Source organism: Caballeronia novacaledonica, assembly GCF_900258035.1.
GTDB classification, from domain to species: domain Bacteria; phylum Pseudomonadota; class Gammaproteobacteria; order Burkholderiales; family Burkholderiaceae; genus Caballeronia; species Caballeronia novacaledonica.
The window spans coordinates 24,734-42,331 of record NZ_OGTP01000005.1 but is presented as its reverse complement, the minus strand read 5'-3'; the positions used below and the strand labels follow the sequence as shown (position 1 = coordinate 42,331).

11 protein-coding genes are annotated in these 17,598 nt (G+C 63.0%); 9 read left to right on the top strand and 2 right to left on the bottom strand.

Features of this window, described 5'->3' with window-relative positions; genetic code table 11:
* Positions 1-9: 9 nt before the first annotated feature.
* The 3 genes from treZ to treY are packed head-to-tail and all read left to right on the top strand — an operon-like array spanning position 10 to position 7,021.
* On the top strand, positions 10-1,908 hold the full coding sequence (gene treZ, locus NOV72_RS09835; protein WP_106854411.1) for a malto-oligosyltrehalose trehalohydrolase: 1,899 nt from the start codon (positions 10-12) through the stop codon (positions 1,906-1,908).
* Positions 1,905-4,112, top strand: coding sequence for a 4-alpha-glucanotransferase (gene malQ, locus NOV72_RS09830; protein WP_106854410.1), 2,208 nt, complete (start codon positions 1,905-1,907; stop codon positions 4,110-4,112). The genes treZ and malQ overlap by 4 nt, the downstream gene beginning before the upstream one ends.
* The gene (gene treY / locus NOV72_RS09825) at positions 4,109-7,021 is read left to right on the top strand and encodes a malto-oligosyltrehalose synthase (RefSeq protein WP_106854409.1); all 2,913 of its coding nucleotides are present in this window, start codon (positions 4,109-4,111) and stop codon (positions 7,019-7,021) included. Before malQ ends, treY begins: the two co-directional genes overlap by 4 nt.
* Before the next feature lie 31 nt (positions 7,022-7,052).
* Here treY and NOV72_RS09820 read toward each other — a convergent pair whose 3' ends face one another.
* Both NOV72_RS09820 and NOV72_RS09815 read right to left on the bottom strand, forming a co-directional pair.
* Positions 7,053-8,417 (bottom strand): hemolysin family protein, encoded by a 1,365-nt coding sequence (locus tag NOV72_RS09820; protein ID WP_106854408.1) that lies wholly within the window; start codon positions 8,415-8,417, stop codon positions 7,053-7,055.
* Positions 8,418-8,478: 61 nt separating this feature from the next.
* A complete protein-coding gene (locus tag NOV72_RS09815) occupies positions 8,479-9,603 on the bottom strand; it encodes a sensor histidine kinase (protein WP_342753384.1) in 1,125 nt (374 codons plus the stop codon).
* A gap of 801 nt (positions 9,604-10,404) precedes the next feature.
* On the opposite strand from NOV72_RS09815, the gene NOV72_RS09810 reads away from it, so the two are divergent.
* The 6 genes from NOV72_RS09810 (at position 10,405) to NOV72_RS09790 (ending at position 17,189) form a co-directional block, all read left to right on the top strand.
* Positions 10,405-11,685 carry a flippase gene (locus NOV72_RS09810; RefSeq protein WP_106854407.1) on the top strand — a complete coding sequence of 427 codons (1,281 nt, stop codon included), beginning with the start codon at positions 10,405-10,407 and terminating at the stop codon, positions 11,683-11,685.
* Positions 11,686-11,982: 297 nt separating this feature from the next.
* A complete protein-coding gene (locus NOV72_RS32230; protein ID WP_181290958.1) occupies positions 11,983-12,144 on the top strand; it encodes a hypothetical protein in 162 nt (53 codons plus the stop codon).
* Between the two features lie 515 nt (positions 12,145-12,659).
* Positions 12,660-13,823, top strand: a complete 1,164-nt coding sequence (locus NOV72_RS09805; protein WP_181290956.1) for a glycosyltransferase — start codon at positions 12,660-12,662, stop codon at positions 13,821-13,823.
* A gap of 12 nt (positions 13,824-13,835) precedes the next feature.
* Positions 13,836-14,915: a glycosyltransferase family 4 protein gene (locus NOV72_RS09800; protein WP_106854406.1), complete on the top strand. Its 1,080-nt coding sequence runs from the start codon at positions 13,836-13,838 to the stop codon at positions 14,913-14,915.
* A 98-nt stretch (positions 14,916-15,013) separates the two neighbouring features.
* Positions 15,014-16,099: a glycosyltransferase gene (locus tag NOV72_RS09795; RefSeq protein ID WP_245932971.1), complete on the top strand. Its 1,086-nt coding sequence runs from the start codon at positions 15,014-15,016 to the stop codon at positions 16,097-16,099.
* Positions 16,100-16,124: 25 nt separating this feature from the next.
* Positions 16,125-17,189, top strand: a complete 1,065-nt coding sequence (locus NOV72_RS09790) for a glycosyl hydrolase (RefSeq protein WP_245932970.1) — start codon at positions 16,125-16,127, stop codon at positions 17,187-17,189.
* The last annotated feature ends 409 nt before the right edge of the window (positions 17,190-17,598 follow it).

Genomic DNA, 17,598 nt, shown 5'->3' with positions numbered 1-17,598 from the left:
CAGGAAATCATGTCCGAACGTCCGATCGATCCGCACAAGCATCATCATGCGTATTGCCTTCCTTTCGGCGCTCACCTGACGGGCGCCGTGCGCGAAAATCCGCGCACGCGTTTCCGCTTCTGGGCGCCATCGCGCGATGCCGTGCAAGTGGAAATCCAGCGCGCGGGCGGCACGTCCGAACGCGTCGACATGCAGCCGACCGGCGACGGCTGGTTCGAAGCCGAAGCGGATGGCGGCGCGGGCACGCTGTATCGCTATCGGCTCGACGAAGATCTCGCGGTGCCCGATCCCGCGTCGCGTTTTCAGCCGCAGGACGTGCATGGGCCGAGCGAAGTCATCGACCCGCGCGCGTATCGCTGGACGCACACGAACTGGCACGGCCGGCCGTGGGAAGAAACCGTGCTTTACGAACTGCACGTCGGCGCGATGGGCGGCTTCGCGGGCGTGACGGCGCGCCTGCCCGAACTCGCGCAACTCGGCGTGACGGCGATCGAACTGATGCCGCTCAACGATTTCTCCGGCACGCGCAACTGGGGCTACGACGGCGTGTTGCCCTACGCGCCGGACTCGGCGTACGGCCGTCCCGAGGAACTGAAGCAACTCGTCGATACGGCGCACGGCCTCGGCCTGATGGTTTTTCTCGACGTCGTCTACAACCACTTCGGCCCGGACGGCAACTATCTGAACGCCTACGCGAAGACATTTTTCCGCGAAGGCGTGCACACGCCGTGGGGCCCGGCGATCGATTTCGAGCGCCCGCAAGTGCGCGATCTTTTCTTCGACAATGCCCTGTATTGGCTCAACGAATATCGTTTCGATGGCCTGCGCCTCGACGCGGTGCACGCGATCAACGACGACGAATGGCTGCGCGAGCTCGCGCAACGCGTGCGCAGTTCCGTCGAGGCGGGCCGTCATGTTCATCTCGTGCTGGAGAACGAGCACAACACGGCGAATCTGCTCGAAACGCATTTCGACGCGCAATGGAACGACGACGCCCACAACACGCTGCACGTGCTTCTGACGGGCGAAGACGAGAGCTACTACGGCGCGTATTGCGACAAGCCGATCGAAAAACTTGCGCGCGTCTTGACGGAAGGCTTCGCGTATCAGGGCGATCCGTCGCCGATACACGACGGCAAGCCGCGCGGCGAACCGAGCGCGCATCTGCCGCCGACGCGCTTCGTGATGTTCCTCCAGAACCACGATCAGATCGGCAATCGCGCGATGGGCGATCGCCTGCGCTCATTGACCGACGACGAATCGCTCTTCGCCGCGACGGGGCTCTTGCTGCTGTCGCCGCAAATTCCGCTGCTGTTCATGGAAGAGCAATACGGTTCGAAGCAGCCGTTCCTGTTCTTCACGGACTATCACGATCAGCTCGCCGACGCGGTGCGCGAAGGCCGCCGCAAGGAGTTCGCGAAGTTCTCCGCGTTCAGCGACGAAAAGCGCCGCGCGCAGATTCCCGATCCGAACGACAAGATGACCTTCGAGATGTCCTCGCCGAAGCTGTCGGACAAACAGGACGAAGCGGGCCGGCTCGAATGGCTGCACTTTTATCGCTCGGCGCTCACGGTGCGCGCGAAGCTCGTCACGCCGCGTCTGAAGGGCGCGAAATCGCTCGGCGCGGACGTGCTCGGCGACAAGGCGCTCGTCGCGCGCTGGAAGCTGGGCGACGGCGAAACGCTCTCCGTCGCACTCAATCTCGGCGAGCGCGCCATCGCGTTGAAGGAGCAGCCGCCGGGCAAGATCGTCTTCGAGACGCCCGCGCGCGCGCAGGATCGCGCGCGTGACGGCGAGCTGGACGGCCGCACGTTCCTCGCCTGGCTCACCGGCGAAGTGAACGAATACGCGATCGCGCATGACGCGCGCCGCTTCGAACCGGCATCGGCCGAAGGAAGCGTCTCGTGAGCGCCGCCGCAAGCAAGACGCCCAAAACGGGCGCGGCGCGCCCCGTGAGCAGCATCGAAGCGCTCGCGGAGCGCGCGGGCTTCGAGATCGAATGGCAGAACGCGCACAAGAACATGCAGCGCGTGCCGGAGACGACGCTGCGCATCCTGCTCGAAAAGCTCGGCCTGCCGTGCGGCAACGCCGCGCAGATCAGGCAGAGCATGGCCGCCGTCGATGCCGAAATGAGCGGACGCAAGCTGCCGCCGCTCATCACCGCCGAAGTGGATCGCGGCATCGCGCTGCCGGTGTCGGCGGCGAAGTCGGGCGCGCGCTATCGCATCGAGCTGGAAAGCGGCGCGGTGATCGACGGACGCTTCACGTCGCCCAAGGGCGAGATCGCGCTGCTTTCGCCGATCGCGGAGCCGGGTTATCACACGCTCGTCATCAACGACCATCGCACGACGCTCGCGGTCGCGCCCGCGCGCTGTTACACGATCGACGACGCGTGGCGCGCCTTGAACGAAGACGCGGGCGCAACGCCGCCGCTGTGGGGCGTCGCCGCGCAAGTGTATGGCTTGCGCCGCAATGGCGATGGCGGCGTCGGCGATTTCACGGCGCTGGCGTCGCTCGCGACGCAGACCGCGAAGCGCGGCGGACATGCCGTCGCGATCAGCCCGATGCACGCGATGTTCAGCGCCGAGCCGAACAAGTTCAGTCCCTATTCGCCGTCGTCGCGGCTCTTTCTCAACATCGCCCATGTCGATCCGGCCGCCGTGCTCGGCGCACCCGCGGCCCGCGCGGCGATCGAAAAAACGGGCGTGGCGAAGGAACTCGCCGAACTCGAAGGTCTCACGCTGATCGACTGGCCGCGCGCATCGAAAGCGCGCCTCGCGATCCTGCGCGCGCTCTTCGATACCTTCTCCGAAGACCGCGAGTCGCCCTTCGCGAAAGACTTCGCCGATTTCGTCGATCAGGGCGGCCGCCCGCTCGAAGATCATGCGCGCTTCGAAGCATTGCAGGCCGCGCAGCTCGCGGAGAACGGCGAAGGCCACTGGCGCGACTGGCCCGAAGCCTTGCGCGATCCGCGCAGCGACGCGGTGACGGAATTCGCGAACGCCAATCGCCGCGAAGTCGACTTCCATCTCTTCGCGCAATGGCTCGCCGCGAAAGGACTCATGCACGCGCAGCACGCCGCGCGCGATGCGGGCATGGCCGTGGGACTCGTCGCGGACCTCGCGGTCGGATGCGACAGCGCGGGCAGTCACGCGTGGTCGTATCGCGATGAAATGCTCACGGGCGTGTCCGTCGGCGCGCCGCCCGATCTCTTCAATCAGGCCGGGCAGTCGTGGGGACTGACGACGTTCTCGCCGCGCGCGATGCGCACGCAGGGCTTCGCGGCGTTCATCGACATGCTGCGCTGCGCGTTCGCGCGCGCGGGCGGCATCCGCATCGATCACATTCTCGGCTTGCGCAGGCTCTGGCTCGTGCCCGAAGGCGAGAGCGCGAAGGACGGCGCGTATCTGCGCTATCCGCTGGAGGACATGCTGCGGCTCATCGCGCTGGAATCGTGGCGGCATCGCGCGATCGTGATCGGCGAAGATCTCGGCACCGTGCCGCCCGGCTTTACGGAGCGCTTGCAGGAGCACGGCTTGCTGGGCATTCGCGTGCTGTGGTTCGAGCGCGAAGTGGACGGCCCGGGCTTCAAGCCGCCGCGCGAATGGGACAGCGGCGTCACCGCGACGACGACGACGCACGACCTGCCGACCGTCACCGGATGGTGGCGCGGCGAGGACATCGTGTGGCGCTCGAAAATCGGCCAGACGATGGCGCGCGCCGATGGCCGCGATGCCGTCGAAGTGGCGCTGGAAGAGCGCGGCGTCGATCGCGGGCATTTGTGGCGCGCGTTCCAGGACGCGGGCATCGCGCCCGGCGACGTGGATGCGCCCGATATCGGCAACGCGCCCGTCGATGAAGCGCTCGCGTTCGTCGCCGCGACGCCCGCGCCGCTCGTCACTTATCCGCTCGAAGACTTGCTCGCGCTCGCCGAGCAGCCGAATCTGCCGGGCTCGATCGACGAGCATCCGAACTGGCGCAGGCGGCTCGCCCTGCCCGTCGACGACCTGTTTCTCGACGACGCGTTTTCCGACCGCCTGCTCGCCGTCGACACCGCGCGCAGGCGCTCCGTGCAACCGAACGAACCCACATCGAAATCCGAATCACCATGACCGTACCGCGTTCCACGCTCAGGCTTCAGCTTCACAAGGGCTTCACTTTCGACGATGCCGCCGCGCACGTGGACTACTTCGCGCGCCTCGGCGTGAGTCACGCCTATGTGTCGCCGATCACGACCGCGACCGCCGGCTCCACACATGGCTATGACGTCGTGGACTACACGCAGGTCAATCCCGAACTGGGCGGCGAAGACGGTCTGCGGCGCTTTGTCGAGAAGCTGCGCGCGCACGAGATGGGGCTCATCGTCGATATCGTGCCGAATCACATGGGCGTGGGCGGAGCGGAAAACGCGTGGTGGCAGGACATTCTCGAATGGGGGCGCCACGCGGCGCACGCGCGTTTCTTCGACGTCGACTGGCATTCGCCCGATCCGGCCTTGCGCGGCAAGGTGCTCGCGCCGTTTCTCGGCGGCGCCTATGGCGACGAATTGCAGGCCGGCAAAATCCGGCTCGCGTATCGCGCGGACGAAGGGCGTTTCGTCATCGCGTATTACTCGAACGTGTTTCCCGTCTGCCCGGTCGATTACCCCGCCGTGTTTCAGGAAGCGCCTGAGCTTGCGCAACGCTTCGTCGGCCTGACGACGCAGCCCGCCGATCAGCCCCGCGCCGCCGATGCGCGCACGGCGCTCGTCACCATCGCGCAGACGGAGGGCGGCCAGGCCGCGATCGAGGCGATCCTCGCCGCGCATTCGCCCGATACATCCGCGGGCCGCGACCGGCTGCACCGGCTGCTGGAGCGCCAGCATTACCGGCTCGCATGGTGGCGCACCGCCGCCGACGAAGTGAACTGGCGGCGCTTTTTCGACGTGAGCACGCTCGGCGGCGTGCGCGTCGAGCGGCCCGAGGTGTTCGAGGCATCGCATGCGCTCGTGTTCAGGCTCTTCACCGAAGGTCTGATCGACGGCGTCAGAGTCGATCATGTCGATGGCCTCGCGGAACCGCGCGAATATTGCCAGCGCCTTCGCGCGCGGCTGGAGGAACTGTCGGCGCAACGGCCGGAGGCGTTGCGGAACGGCAATGGGCACACGTATTTCGTCGTCGAAAAGATACTGGCGCGCGGCGAGCCGCTGCGCCGCGACTGGCAAGTCGAAGGCACGACCGGCTACGACTTCATGAACGATGTCGGCGCGCTGCTGCACGATCCGGCGGGCGCGGCGCCGCTCGCCGCGCTGTGGGCCGAGATCACGGGCGAGAGCGCGTGTTTCGCCGACGAAGCGCTCGCCGCGCGGCGCAAGATACTCGCGGAGAATCTGTCGGCGGAACTGGATCGCGTGACGCGCGCGTTGCATCGCATCGCGCGGGATGCGCACACCACGCGCGATTTCACGTTCACGTCGATCAGGCGTGTGGTCGCGGAACTCGTCGTGCAGTTTCCGGTGTATCGCATTTATCCGGTGAGCGGCGTGCGCAGTCCCGAGGACGAGCGCTTCTTCGCGCAGGCGCTCGAAGCCGCGCGGGCCGTGCTTTCGCGTGCGGATCATGTCGTGCTCGATCAGGTCGCGCAATGGCTCGGCGGCAAGCTGCCCGATGAATTGCCGTCGCAGCCGGAGCGCAACGAGCGTCCCGAACGCGGGCGGGATCGCGCCGCGGAGCGTAATCGCGAGCGCGATCGCACTCAGGCGCAGGCAAGTCAGACGCCGCCGTCGTCGAGCGGCTCGCAGCGTCGCGCGGCGCAGACGTTGTTCTCGCAACTGACGTCGCCGGTGGCGGCGAAGGCCGTCGAAGATACGGCGTGTTATCGCTATGGACGCCTCATTTCGCGCAATGAAGTCGGCGCGGACCCGGGCGAGTTCGCGTTGTCCGTCGACGAATTTCACGCGTGCAATCGCGAACGCTTCGATGCGTTTCCGCACGCGATGCTCTGCACCGCGACCCACGATCACAAGCGCGGCGAGGACGTGCGCGCGCGCATCGCGGCGCTGAGCGAAATCCCCGATGAATGGGCGGCGACACTCAGGCAGTGGTCCACGTTGAACACGCCGCTGCGACGCGGCCCGGCCGATAACCACGACTGGGCGCCGGGCCCGGCGGCGGAAGCGATGCTGTATCAGACGCTCGTCGGATGCTGGCCGACCACGCTCGACCCCGACGACGAAGCGGGTGTTCGCGCGCTTGCCGAGCGTGTCGCGGAATGGCAATTGAAGGCGCTGCGCGAGGCGAAGCTGCGTACGAGCTGGTTCGCGCCCGACGAAGCGTATGAGAACGCATGCAAGGACTTTCTGTTCGATATCGTCGCGCCGCAGCGGCGCAACGGTTTCTTGCAGGAGTTGTCGGCGTTCGCCGCGCGGATCGGGCCGATGGGCGCGATCAACAGTTTTCAGCAGACGCTTTTGCGACTGACATCGCCGGGCGTGCCTGATCTCTATCAGGGAACGGAGCTGTGGGATTTCAGTCTCGTGGATCCCGACAATCGCCGGCCTGTCGATTATGAATTGCGTCGGCAGTGGCTCGCCGAAGTCGAAGAGCAAGGACCGCCTTCGGAGCAGTTGGCGAACTGGCGCGACGGGCGCGTGAAACTGGCGCTCGCGGGGCGCGCTCTGGCTTTGCGCAAGCATTGCGAGTCATTGTTCGCTCAAGGCGAGTACGTGCCGCTCGACGTGCAAGGCGAACACGCCGGGCGCGTGATTGCCTATGCGCGCCACGCCGGAAGCGCGTTTGCCATCGTGATTGCGACGCGGCTCGCGGCGCCCTTGCTGGACGATGGGCGCGACATGCCGCTCGTCGATGCGCAGCGTTGGGGCGATACGTTCGTCGTGCTGCCGGAGGCGCTGCATTCGCGGGCGCTGTTCGACTGGTTGAGTCCGAATGCGCCGAAGGCCGATGGAGCTAGGCTGTTCTTGCGCGATGCGCTGGCGGCGATGCCGGTGGCTTTGCTCGTCGAAGAAGGCGTGCCCAAGAGTTGACTGGTGCTTTCGGGGTCCGGCGCAAAGGCGCTCACCCCGCTTCCTCGAGCAGCTCTTCGCGTGGATAAACCCGCACCAGGACAATTCTCGGTCCCTTCATCTTCTTGACCACGATATCGAACCGATCGAACCCGACCCGTTGCCCTTCGGTGGGCAAATCGCCGAGCGCATTGATGACGAGTCCGCCGACCGACTCCGCGCGCCCTTCGTCGATATCGATGCCGAGCGCCCGCTCCAGCGACACGACCGGCAAGCTGCCCTTGCCCATCAACGTGCCGTCGTCCATGCGCGACCAGTCGGCATCGCCTTGACGGAACTCGTCGTGAATCTGGCCCACGAGCGCGCCGAGCAGGTTATCGAGCGTGATGAAGCCGATCGGCTTCGCGCCCTTGCGCCCGACGATCGCGAGATGCGGCGCGCCCTTGCGAAAACGCCGGAACAGTTCGAGCGCCGACAGATTCGGCGCGACGTATTGCACAGGCCGCACATGCCGCGAAAGCTTGTCGATCTTCTCGGCGGAGTCCTTCGAAAAGCTGAAGTTGAAGCCACGCTGACCGCCATCGCCCGCAAGCAGCAAGTCCTTCAGATGAATCATGCCGATCACGCGCTCGCCCGAAGCATCGGCGAAAAGCGGATACCGTGAAAAACGATGCCGCGAGACCACGGCGAGGTTGTCGCGCATCGGCAAATCATTGCGCAGTCCGACGAGTTCATGCGCGGGACGCATCAGGTCCGACACCGTCATGCGGCTGAAGTCGAGCGAATGCGCGATGGTGTTCCACTCGTCCTCGTTATACGAAGACGCGCCGCCGTGACGCCGTCCGCGCAGGATCAGCTTGAGTTCGTCGGTGGAGTAATGCGCATCGTGACCATGTTCGGCGGATATGCCGAAGAGCCGCAACACGAAATTCGCGCTCGTGTTCAGCACCCAGATGAACGGGTACATCACCCAGTAGAAGCCGTAAAGCGGCGTGGCGAGCCACAGGCCGACCTGCTCCGCTCGGCGGATGGCCCACGACTTCGGCGCCAGTTCGCCGACGACGATATGCAAAAACGAAATGACCGTGAACGCGAAGAAGAGCGACACCGTTTCGATGAGTTGCTCCGATTCGACGCCGAGCAGCGAAAAGAGCGGATGCAGGAGTGTTGCGAACGCAGGCTCGCCGATCCAGCCAAGCCCGAGCGATGCCAGCGTGATGCCGAGCTGACACGCGGAAAGATAGGCGTCGAGTTGCCCGTGCACCTTCGCAAGCAGGCGGCCAGGAAGGCCATTGGTGCGCGCCAGTGCCTTGACGCGCGTGGACCGCAGCTTGACGAGCCCGAATTCCGCCGCGACGAAAAAACCGTTCAATGCGACGAGCAACAATGCGCCGATCAGCGCGACAACCTGAGCCAAAGCAACTCTCTTCGAAAGTGGAAAGCGTCAGTATATGGGCGACAGCTGATCGAAAGTCAATTTACATCCCCGCGACGGGCACGCGCACGGACAGCGTGACCTCGGCGTTGTCGACGATATCGCTATGCTCGAACGCGCCGCCATGCGCTTCGGATACGCGCTTGCACAGTGCGAGGCCCCACGCGATGCGCCCGCCTTCGCGCGGCTCCAGCGCCTGTCGCCGCGCAAAGGCTTCGAGCACATGCGGCGACGCCGGATCGCCGAGCGCCTGCGCCGATGCGCTGAAGCGCACGTCCGTGCGCCACATGCTGCCTTCGATGTTGCTCGACGCGCGCACGGTCGCGCCCGACGGGCTCGCCTCGGCGGCGAATGCGAGCATCAGCCAGAGCGTCTGCAGGAGACGCTCGGCATCGCCTTCGAGCTGCTCTTCCGCAAGCGGCGAATCGATTTCGATCGTCACGCCGCGGGCACGCGCGACGCTTGCGCGCGCGAGCGCCGCGCACTTTTCGAGCAACGGACGCAGCGCGACAGGCGCGAGCGCGACTTGCAGCGTCTTGGTTTCGGCGCGCGTCGTATCGACCGATTGCTCGATCAGCTTCACCTGCTGCTCGACGCCCGAGCGAATGCCGGCGAGCGCGCGCTGCGCGGCGGGATCGTTGGCGTCGACCTTTCTTTCGAGCACGTAGCCCCAGCTATGGATCGCGTTGAGCGGTCCGCGCAGATCGTGCGATACGACCGACAGCACGTGATCGCGCATGAAGAGCGCGGCTTCGGCACGCAGATGCGCGACCCGGTCGGCGCCGCCGTGTTCGTCGTCCGATGCGTCCGCCGCCGACGATACGACCAGCGTCACGCAATCCGCGCCCGGCAGCGCGATGATCGAGAAGGCGCGCGTCGCGTCGCCCTCGCCGAACGTCACGTGCGCGCGGCGCGTGCCATTGCCCGCGAGCGCGGCGTCGGCGGCCTCGGCGAGCGCAGCGGTGAGCGGGCGAGGCAACGGGGTGTCGGCAAGCAAACGGCCGCTCAGCGCGGCCGGATCGAGATCGAAGAGATGCGTGAGGACGGCGTCGGCGGAAAGGCATCGCTGGGCGGCGTCGAGCACCAGCACGCCGTCGTTTCCTGCGACGGCCGCATCGAAGGCCTTGTCGCCTTCGGGCTCGACCGTACCGGAAAAAGACGTTGTCACGATTGGATCCTTGCGTGTGTCGGTGATGCGGTTGATGTCGCTAAAAACAGGCCGTCGGGTGAAGTGTTGCAGGTCATTATATGTGAGCGCCTACGACGCATGCGGCAGCGAAGCGCTGCGCGGCAAGTAGCAATTCGCGTGCACGATCGTTCGAACCGCGCTTCATGCTTTTATTTCTTATGGGCGCACGGGGCTATGGAAAATATCGCATTGCTATTAATTCTATTTTTGAAGATCCGATATAAAGCCTGGTTTGCGGATGCTTATCGCGCGATATGCCTGAACAGAAATTGCTCTCGCCAGCGAATGTCCCGTCACGAACATCGAGCCCGGTTTGTTCTTTCTTTCGAGGGCGAAAATGTCGTCCCGCTATTCGGACTTTCTTGCGCGATTCGCGTTTGAAATGCGCAGACCGTCGCCCATGCCCTACCAGCACTTCGCGCAAATTTCAACCGAACGATCGCGCCATGGAACCGGTCTTGCGTGCGCAACCCCACTGATAAAGTCACATTTCTCTTGTTAAATGGTTCTTTCACACGGTTGCGCCTTCTCCGGAAGTTATCGACAATCCGGAACCGGCGCATTTCGTCCAACATCAAGTGCCCCGAAGCCAGGCCAAGGCGCGGGCACGCAAACCTCTTTGGCCCCGCGTCGCATCGACGACACGTCGCACAGGCGAAACTATCCGCTCCATGCGGTGTCATGCAAAGGCTCGCCCGAAACGGGCAAGCCAGCAGGATTCACAACCCTGCGTCATAGTCATAAAACACGCTGCGCTTCAGTCGGGGAAAAAACCGCTCAATGGCTTCATTCCGAAAGAACTTCACGATCCTGATGACGTTGCAGGTGTCCACGTACCTTGCACCGCTTCTGACGCTGCCCTGGCTCACACGCGTTCTCGGTCCGGCCGAATACGGACGCCTTTCGTTCGGCATGGCCTTTACTGCCTACTTCATCTCGATCACGAACTACAGCTTCTCGCTGACCGCCACGCCGAAGATCTCGATCAACCGGGCGAGCCGCGAGCAGCGCTCGAAGATCTTCTGGGAGACCATCGTCACTCAGGCCGCGCTCGCGTTCGCGGGACTCTTCGTCGTGATCGCGCTGACGTCCTTCATACCTTATCTGGAGGAGTATCGGAAGCTGCTGCTCATCGGCTATGGCATGGCGATCGGCGCGATGCTGATTCCCACGTGGTACTTCCAGGGCATCGAAGATCTCGGCATGTTGAGCCTCTTCGTATTCATCGGACGTGCGCTCAGCATTCCCGCGATGTATCTCTTCGTGCATGAGCGCGAAGATGTGTACATCGCGATGACCGTCAACGCGCTCGTGCCGTTGTTATCGGGCATTTCGATCTGCACGTATCTGTACTTCCGGCGCGAGCTCGACTTCGCGCCCGTTTCGTTGAGCACGATCCGCGGTCGTCTGAAGGATGGCTGGGCCGTTTTCATGGCGACTTCGGTCGTCGATATCTATGCATCGAGCAACATCGTGCTGCTCACGTTCATTTCGGGCAATGTCGCGGCCGGCTACTTCGCCGCGGCGGACAAACTGATTCGCGCGGCATTGAACATGCTGTCGCCGCTCAAGACCGCGGCTTACCCGCGCGTGAGCTTTCTGATGCATCATGCGAAGGACGATGCATTCGCGTTCCTGCGCAAGATGTTCGTCGTGCAAGGCCTGATCGTCTCGATGATTTCCGTCTGCATCTTTTTCGGCGCACCACTTGCGGTAAAACTCTTGTATGGACCGAAGTTCTTGCCTACCGTAGAGGTGTTGCGCTGGATGGCGTTTGTCCCGTTGATGGCTGGCCTCACGGATCTCTTCGGTGTTCAGACCATGCTTCCGCTCGGCATGAAAGCGCAATTCAGCCGCGTGCTGATAGCGTCCGCCGTGCTGAATTTCAGCTTGCTCGCCGTGCTGGCAAAGCTCTTCGGCGAACAGGGTGCGGCGGCTACGGCGCTGATCGTCGAGACGATGGCCGCCGCGGCGATGGCCCTCACGCTGCATCTGCAAGGCGTGTCGCTGCTCAAGCGTCCCCGTCCGATTACCGGAGGGGCGGGTTCCGGAACCACGTGAACCGTATGTAGAAATTCGATTTGATGATTAGGCCCGGCGCAAGGCTTATTTGACGCTTTGGGCAATCCGGAAATTGACGTGTTATAAACAGTAACAACTGATTCTAATTGGTAACGGGTATTTCAAACGAGTGCCTTTTACGAGGTGTTTTATTGCACCTCGACTGCGCACTCGGCGCATTTGATTGCGCTCTACACCGAAAGTTGCATTTAAGTATGTGAGTCAACGAACCGACCCATACGGTTCGAGCCTATATCTTAATGGTCCAAACAGTGTTTAATTAAGCGAGCCTGCCGAATGGAAACGGACGAAACGTCAGTCGAGCACGTGCAAAAGTTGGCGGATCAAGCGGAGAGCCTGCGCATGCAATCGGTCGCGGTGCCACTCAAGGATCTGCAAATCCTTCTACAGATATGTGAAACGGCGATTGCTCAGCAGAATGCTCCCGCCACGAAGTGAACCTCAGCGATTCGTATTCATGACTCCCCGGGCACGGGCTGAGGAAAGTGCTCGCACCGGCAAACCAGCGTTTCGGCTTCCGGAAGTTCAGACCGCTTGATCTATCGGCTTTACGTCTCGCCGCAAAAGCCATTTCATCGGCGCGACGCAAAATAGTCTTCGCAAAGACCGACATCGGGGCGCCCATCCGGCCAATTTGACTGGTCCGGGAATTTGCGGCAGGTAAATCCAGGCTTGTTTATCAGGCTTGACGGTTTCCTCGCATCCTTGTGCGCAAGGAACGCGTAATGCTATGCCGGATCTCGTGTGTATTTATCGCCCGCGTATTACACCGCGCGATTAGTACTCCAGCACGCACATCCCGGCTTTTCAAGTTCCGCCAGGCGGCCATCAAAGCCGCCGTGGATGCGTTCGCCCCGGCAAGTGTGTCGCGTCATTTCCATAACGATTAGGCCATTCCTTCTCATTGCGTGTCGCCGCGGGTGCTCGGCGAAATGCCAATCGAAGAGTTGAATATGAAAGAGATCGTCCATATCACCGAAGCCTTCGGCGGCGGTGTGCTGTCCATGCTGACCCAGCTATCGAACCGCGCGGCGGCGGCCGGCGTCGGCGTAACGATCCTTCATTCCATCCGGCAGGAAACACCGAATAACTTCGCGAAGCTCTTTCATCCTGCGGTAAAGCTAACTTACGTCAGCATGTTCCGCGAAGTGAGCGTGAAAAACGATCTGAGCAGTCTGCGGAACCTGGTCCGCAAGCTGAAGGAATGCGATCCGTCCGTCATTCATCTGCATTCGTCGAAGGCGGGCGTGCTGGGACGCGCCGCCGCGCGCATCGCGGCGCCGCGCGCACGCGTGTTCTATTCGCCGCACGGCCTCGCCTTCCTTCGCCGTGATGTTTCGCCCGTCAAGCAATTCGCTTATCTGAGCTTCGAGCGTATCGCTGCGCGGCTGGGCGGCACCATCGTCGCGTGTTCGGATAGCGAGCTTTCCGAGATCGAGACGAAGATGCATGCGCGCCGCGCGCGGATGATCGAGAACGGCGTGAACGTGCCGGAGATTCCGCCGCGCATCGATAGAAGCGCCAGCGATATCGTCGTCGGCATGAGCGGCCGCGCGATGTTCCAGAAGAATCATGAAGCCTTCGTGAAGCTCGCAACCGAGTTGCACGATGCGTCCGTCCGCTTCCTGTGGATCGGCGGCAATGTAAGCGAGTTGCCTGCGGGAACACCGAACGGCGCCGTATCGTGCAGCGGCTGGGTGACGCGCGATCGCGCGCTCGAACTCACGTCCGGGCTCGATATCTACGTGCAGACGTCCCGGTGGGAAGGCATGCCTGTCGCACTCATCGAGGCGCAGGTCGCGGGCATTCCCGCCGTGGTGACCGACGTGGTCGGCAACCGCGATGTCGTTCAGCACGGCGTGACGGGCTTCGTCGCATCGAGCGTGGACGAGATGGCGAAGTATCTCGCGTTGTTGCGCGACGACCCGACACTGCGCACGCGCATGGGCGCCGAGGCGAGAGCCTCCGCAAGCAAGCGCTTTTCGATGGACGCGATTTTCCGTCAATGGCTTTCGATGTACGAGCTCGACGCCGTCAGGCAGGCGCGTGCGCCGCTCGACGCCAACGCCAAAGCCGACGAAATCGCCTATGAAACCAGCTCCGACTCACAGTTCTGACGACCCGAGAATATGGACACATCCATCGCCAGCAACAAGCTCGTCTATAACGGCCGCTTCACGAGCCAGAAGACCACCGGCGTGCAGCGCGTGGCGCGCGAACTCGTCGCCGCGCTCGTGCAATTGCCGCAAGGTTCTCACGTGACGCTCGCGGTTCCGCCGCAAAACGGACTCGATCCCGTGCAAGGCGTCGAGACCGTGAAGCTCGGCTTCGGCAAGGGCGTCTTCTGGGAGCAGATCGTGCTGCCGCTCTTCGCCGGGCGCTCGCGTATCGTCAATCTCTCGAACTCGGGCAGCATCTTTCGCGCGAATCAGATCATCTATATGCACGATGCCGCGGTGTTCGATACGCCCGCGCACTTCTCGTGGAAGTTTCGCACCTGGTATCACGTGATGTTCTGGATTCTCGCGCGCACGTCGAGTTGCGTGCTGACCAATTCGCAGTTCTCGCGCGACCGGCTCGCGCATCATGTCGGCGTGCCGGCGGAGCGTATCGGCGTGGTGCCGCTTGCCGCCGATCATCTCGATCACATCATGCCCGATGCATCCGTGATCGATGAACTGAAGCTCACCAACCGCCGCTACGTGCTCGCCGTGAGCAGCATGAATCCGACGAAGAACTTCAAGCGTCTCGTCGAAGCGTTCATGCGTCTGGACGATCCTTCCATCGATCTCGTGATCGTGGGAATGAAGAATGCCGCGATCTTCGGCAAGGCGCACGATCTGTCGAGCGCGCCGAATATCAAGCAGGCTGGCTATGTCAGCGATGAAAAGCTGCGAGCGCTCTATCAGCGCGCCGCCTGCTTCCTTTATCCGTCGATTTACGAGGGCTTCGGCATTCCGCCGCTGGAAGCGATGCGCAACGGCTGCCCGACGCTCGTGGGCCGCGCGGGCGCATTGCCGGAAACCTGCGGCGATGCTTCGATCTATTGCGATCCGTACTCCGTCGAAGATATTTCGACTAAATTGCGCGAGCTGCTCGCTTCGCCGGAATTGAGCGAAGACCTGAAACGCCGCGGCCTCGCGCACGCCGAACGCTTCCGCTGGACGGAAAGCGCGCGCCTGCTGATGCAGTTCATCGACAAGGCGTGATGGCAAGCTGTATCTGAAACACCGGGACGTTCAAAGGGGGAAAGCGGGTGAAGGTGGGGATTTACTGTGACTCAGGCATCAACGGCGGCCACGAGAAGATGCTCAAGCGGTTCATGCTCGCGCTCATTGCGAGCACGCAGGTGAATACGTTGCATATCCTCGTGCCGATTGCGAACGAGCCGCTGTATCGCTATGTCTGCGATCTGGCGCACGCTCATCCGAAAGTGAAGACGGTCGGGCTTGCGCATACGGCCGAATCGATACGCGGCAACGTCTTCGCCCTGTGGCGCACGGTCCGCGCGACAACCACGAAATTGCGCGCGCTGCGGCTGAACAAGCTGCTTATCGCGCAAGGCACGATCGCGTCCGGTCTTGCCGGACTCTTCGCCGCGCGCCGGGCGCGCACGACGGCGGTGAGCTATCTGCCGCTCGTCGATGAAGCGCCTGCGAACACGGGCGGTCCCGGCAAGATCAAATGGCTCGTCAAACGCGCGCTCTATCGCGCGCCGCATGAATACGTCACGTTGAACGATCATCTGCGCGGCAAGCTGAAGGCGCTCGCGCCCCATGCGCGCGCAACGATTCTCGAGAACTATGTCGACGATCGCTTCAGCCGCTCGACACTCACGAAACAGGCGGCGCGCGCCGCGCTCGGCCTGCCCGTCGACGGCACGACGATCATCGCGCATATCGGCCGGCTCAACTTCCGGCAGAAGCGGCAGGGCTTTCTGATGGAGGCGATCGAACGTCACGCCGATGCCTTCGCACGTACGCTCGTGCTGATCGTCGGCGAAGGACCGGACGCGGCGCGCCTGCAAGCGACGATCGACGCGAGCCCGGCGCTGTCCGCGTGCGTGCGCATGGTCGGGCCGCAGAAAGACGTGCTGCCGTGGATCGTCGCGAGCGATGCGCTCGTGCTGCCATCCGCGTATGAAGGCGTGCCGCTCGTGATGATCGAAGCGGTGCTCGCGCAACGGCCGATCGTGACGTCGCGCGTGTCGGGACTCGATGCGTATCTGCCCGACGCGTTGCTGTTCCCCGCGCACGATCACGATGCATTCGTCGAGCGCATCTTCGCGTCGCGCGATCTTCCGCTCGCCCCGCTCGCGCGCGAATTCAGGCGTCGCTTCTCGCGCGAAGCATTCGACGAGCAAGCGAAAAACGTCTTGCTGCATGAGGTCTGAGGGCCGAACAACGATGCGAAATCTGTTGGCTGCCGTATCCCTCTTCGGTGCGCTTTGCTGCGCATCCGTGCTGATCTATGCGCGCAGCGGCACGTCCGATTCGCACCAGAGCAGGCAATCGGCGAGCGCCGCTTCACCGAAAATCGCCTGCGGCGATGGCTCGAAAGGCGTGTTCTATGGCATCGCGGGGCATCTCGAGCATCATGGCGCGTATGGCATGAGCGACTACGACTTGCAGATTTCACAACTGCGCGATCTCGGCGTCACGATGTATGCGCAGGACGTATCGAGCGAGCAAAGCGCCCACATGGTCGCGGATTTCGCGCGCGCGGCGGCGAAGCAATGCGTCGGCGTGCTCGCGCTCGTCACGCCCTTCGAGCCGGAAAAGCGCGCGAACGAGCAGGAGACCTTCGAGCGCGGCTATGCGCTCGGCAAGACGGCGGGCCGCGTTCTCAAGGGGCTCGTTACGTACTATCAGGTCGGCAACGAATACGACAACTGGACGATACGCGGCTCGGACCGCAGCGGCGAGCATCCGCAGGACTACGACAACGCGATGTTCATGAAAGCGCGCGGCTCGATCCTCGGCTTGATCAAGGGCATACGTGAAACGAACCCGGACGCGAAAATCCTGCTGACATCGTTTAGCTGGCTGCATTACGGCTTCACCGATATGCTCTACGCAGGCACGCAGCCCGACGGCACGCGCGGTCATCCGGTTCCGCACTGGGACATCACCGCGTGGCACTGGTATTCGAACATGGGTTCGATCACGGCGGCCGGCGACAAGAAAGTCAACGTGCTGGAGCGCCTGCGCGACAGCTACGGCAAACCGATATGGATCACCGAATACGGCGTGCGGCCGACGCACGCGGACCCGGCTGGCTATCTCGTCGGCAAGGATGCGTTGCAAGGATTCGTGTCGCTCGCGAAGACTTACGACATTCAGAACGTGACCTTATACGAGCTCTATGACGACCAGCGCTACGGCGGCGATGGCAACTACGGCGTGATTCACGATGACGGGAAGACGCGCAAGGCACGTTTCGATACCGTGCGCGATTTCATCAAGGTCAACCCGATGCCGTGAGATGTTCACACTTTGATGATACAAATGAAGTGCGGGCAAAACCGGTGATTATCGCGCGAAAGCGTGCGTGCGCAAGTGACGTACCCGCTCTGACAACCTCCGAACGTTCGGTACATAACAGACGCGTGCAGTTGGCGTCCGGAAGATGGGTCCGACGCTCTATTTTCAGACTTATCAAATCGTTTGGTCGAGAGCGATTCGCAGCGGCATTCGCGAGTTTCATCCGCCGAATTTCGATGCGCGATGTCGAGGCACGGAGTGTGCTTCAGGCACATGTCGCAATCCGATGAGCCGACGTGCTTCGTCATGCGATCTCGAAGCGGCACGCGCGAAGCACTTATGCTTCGCCCGCTTTTCAGAGCCTCTCGCGTCTTGAGTCTGGAAGTTCCAACGGCCATGCGCCGGATCA

Coding starts and splice junctions, on each gene's coding strand:
- NOV72_RS09810 (WP_106854407.1), top strand. CDS start 10,405: ATGGCTTCATTCCGAAAGAACTTCACGATCCTGATGACGTTGCAGGTG.
- NOV72_RS32230 (WP_181290958.1), top strand. CDS start 11,983: ATGGAAACGGACGAAACGTCAGTCGAGCACGTGCAAAAGTTGGCGGAT.
- NOV72_RS09805 (WP_181290956.1), top strand. CDS start 12,660: ATGAAAGAGATCGTCCATATCACCGAAGCCTTCGGCGGCGGTGTGCTG.
- treY (WP_106854409.1), top strand. CDS start 4,109: ATGACCGTACCGCGTTCCACGCTCAGGCTTCAGCTTCACAAGGGCTTC.
- treZ (WP_106854411.1), top strand. CDS start 10: ATGTCCGAACGTCCGATCGATCCGCACAAGCATCATCATGCGTATTGC.
- NOV72_RS09800 (WP_106854406.1), top strand. CDS start 13,836: ATGGACACATCCATCGCCAGCAACAAGCTCGTCTATAACGGCCGCTTC.
- NOV72_RS09795 (WP_245932971.1), top strand. CDS start 15,014: ATGCTCAAGCGGTTCATGCTCGCGCTCATTGCGAGCACGCAGGTGAAT.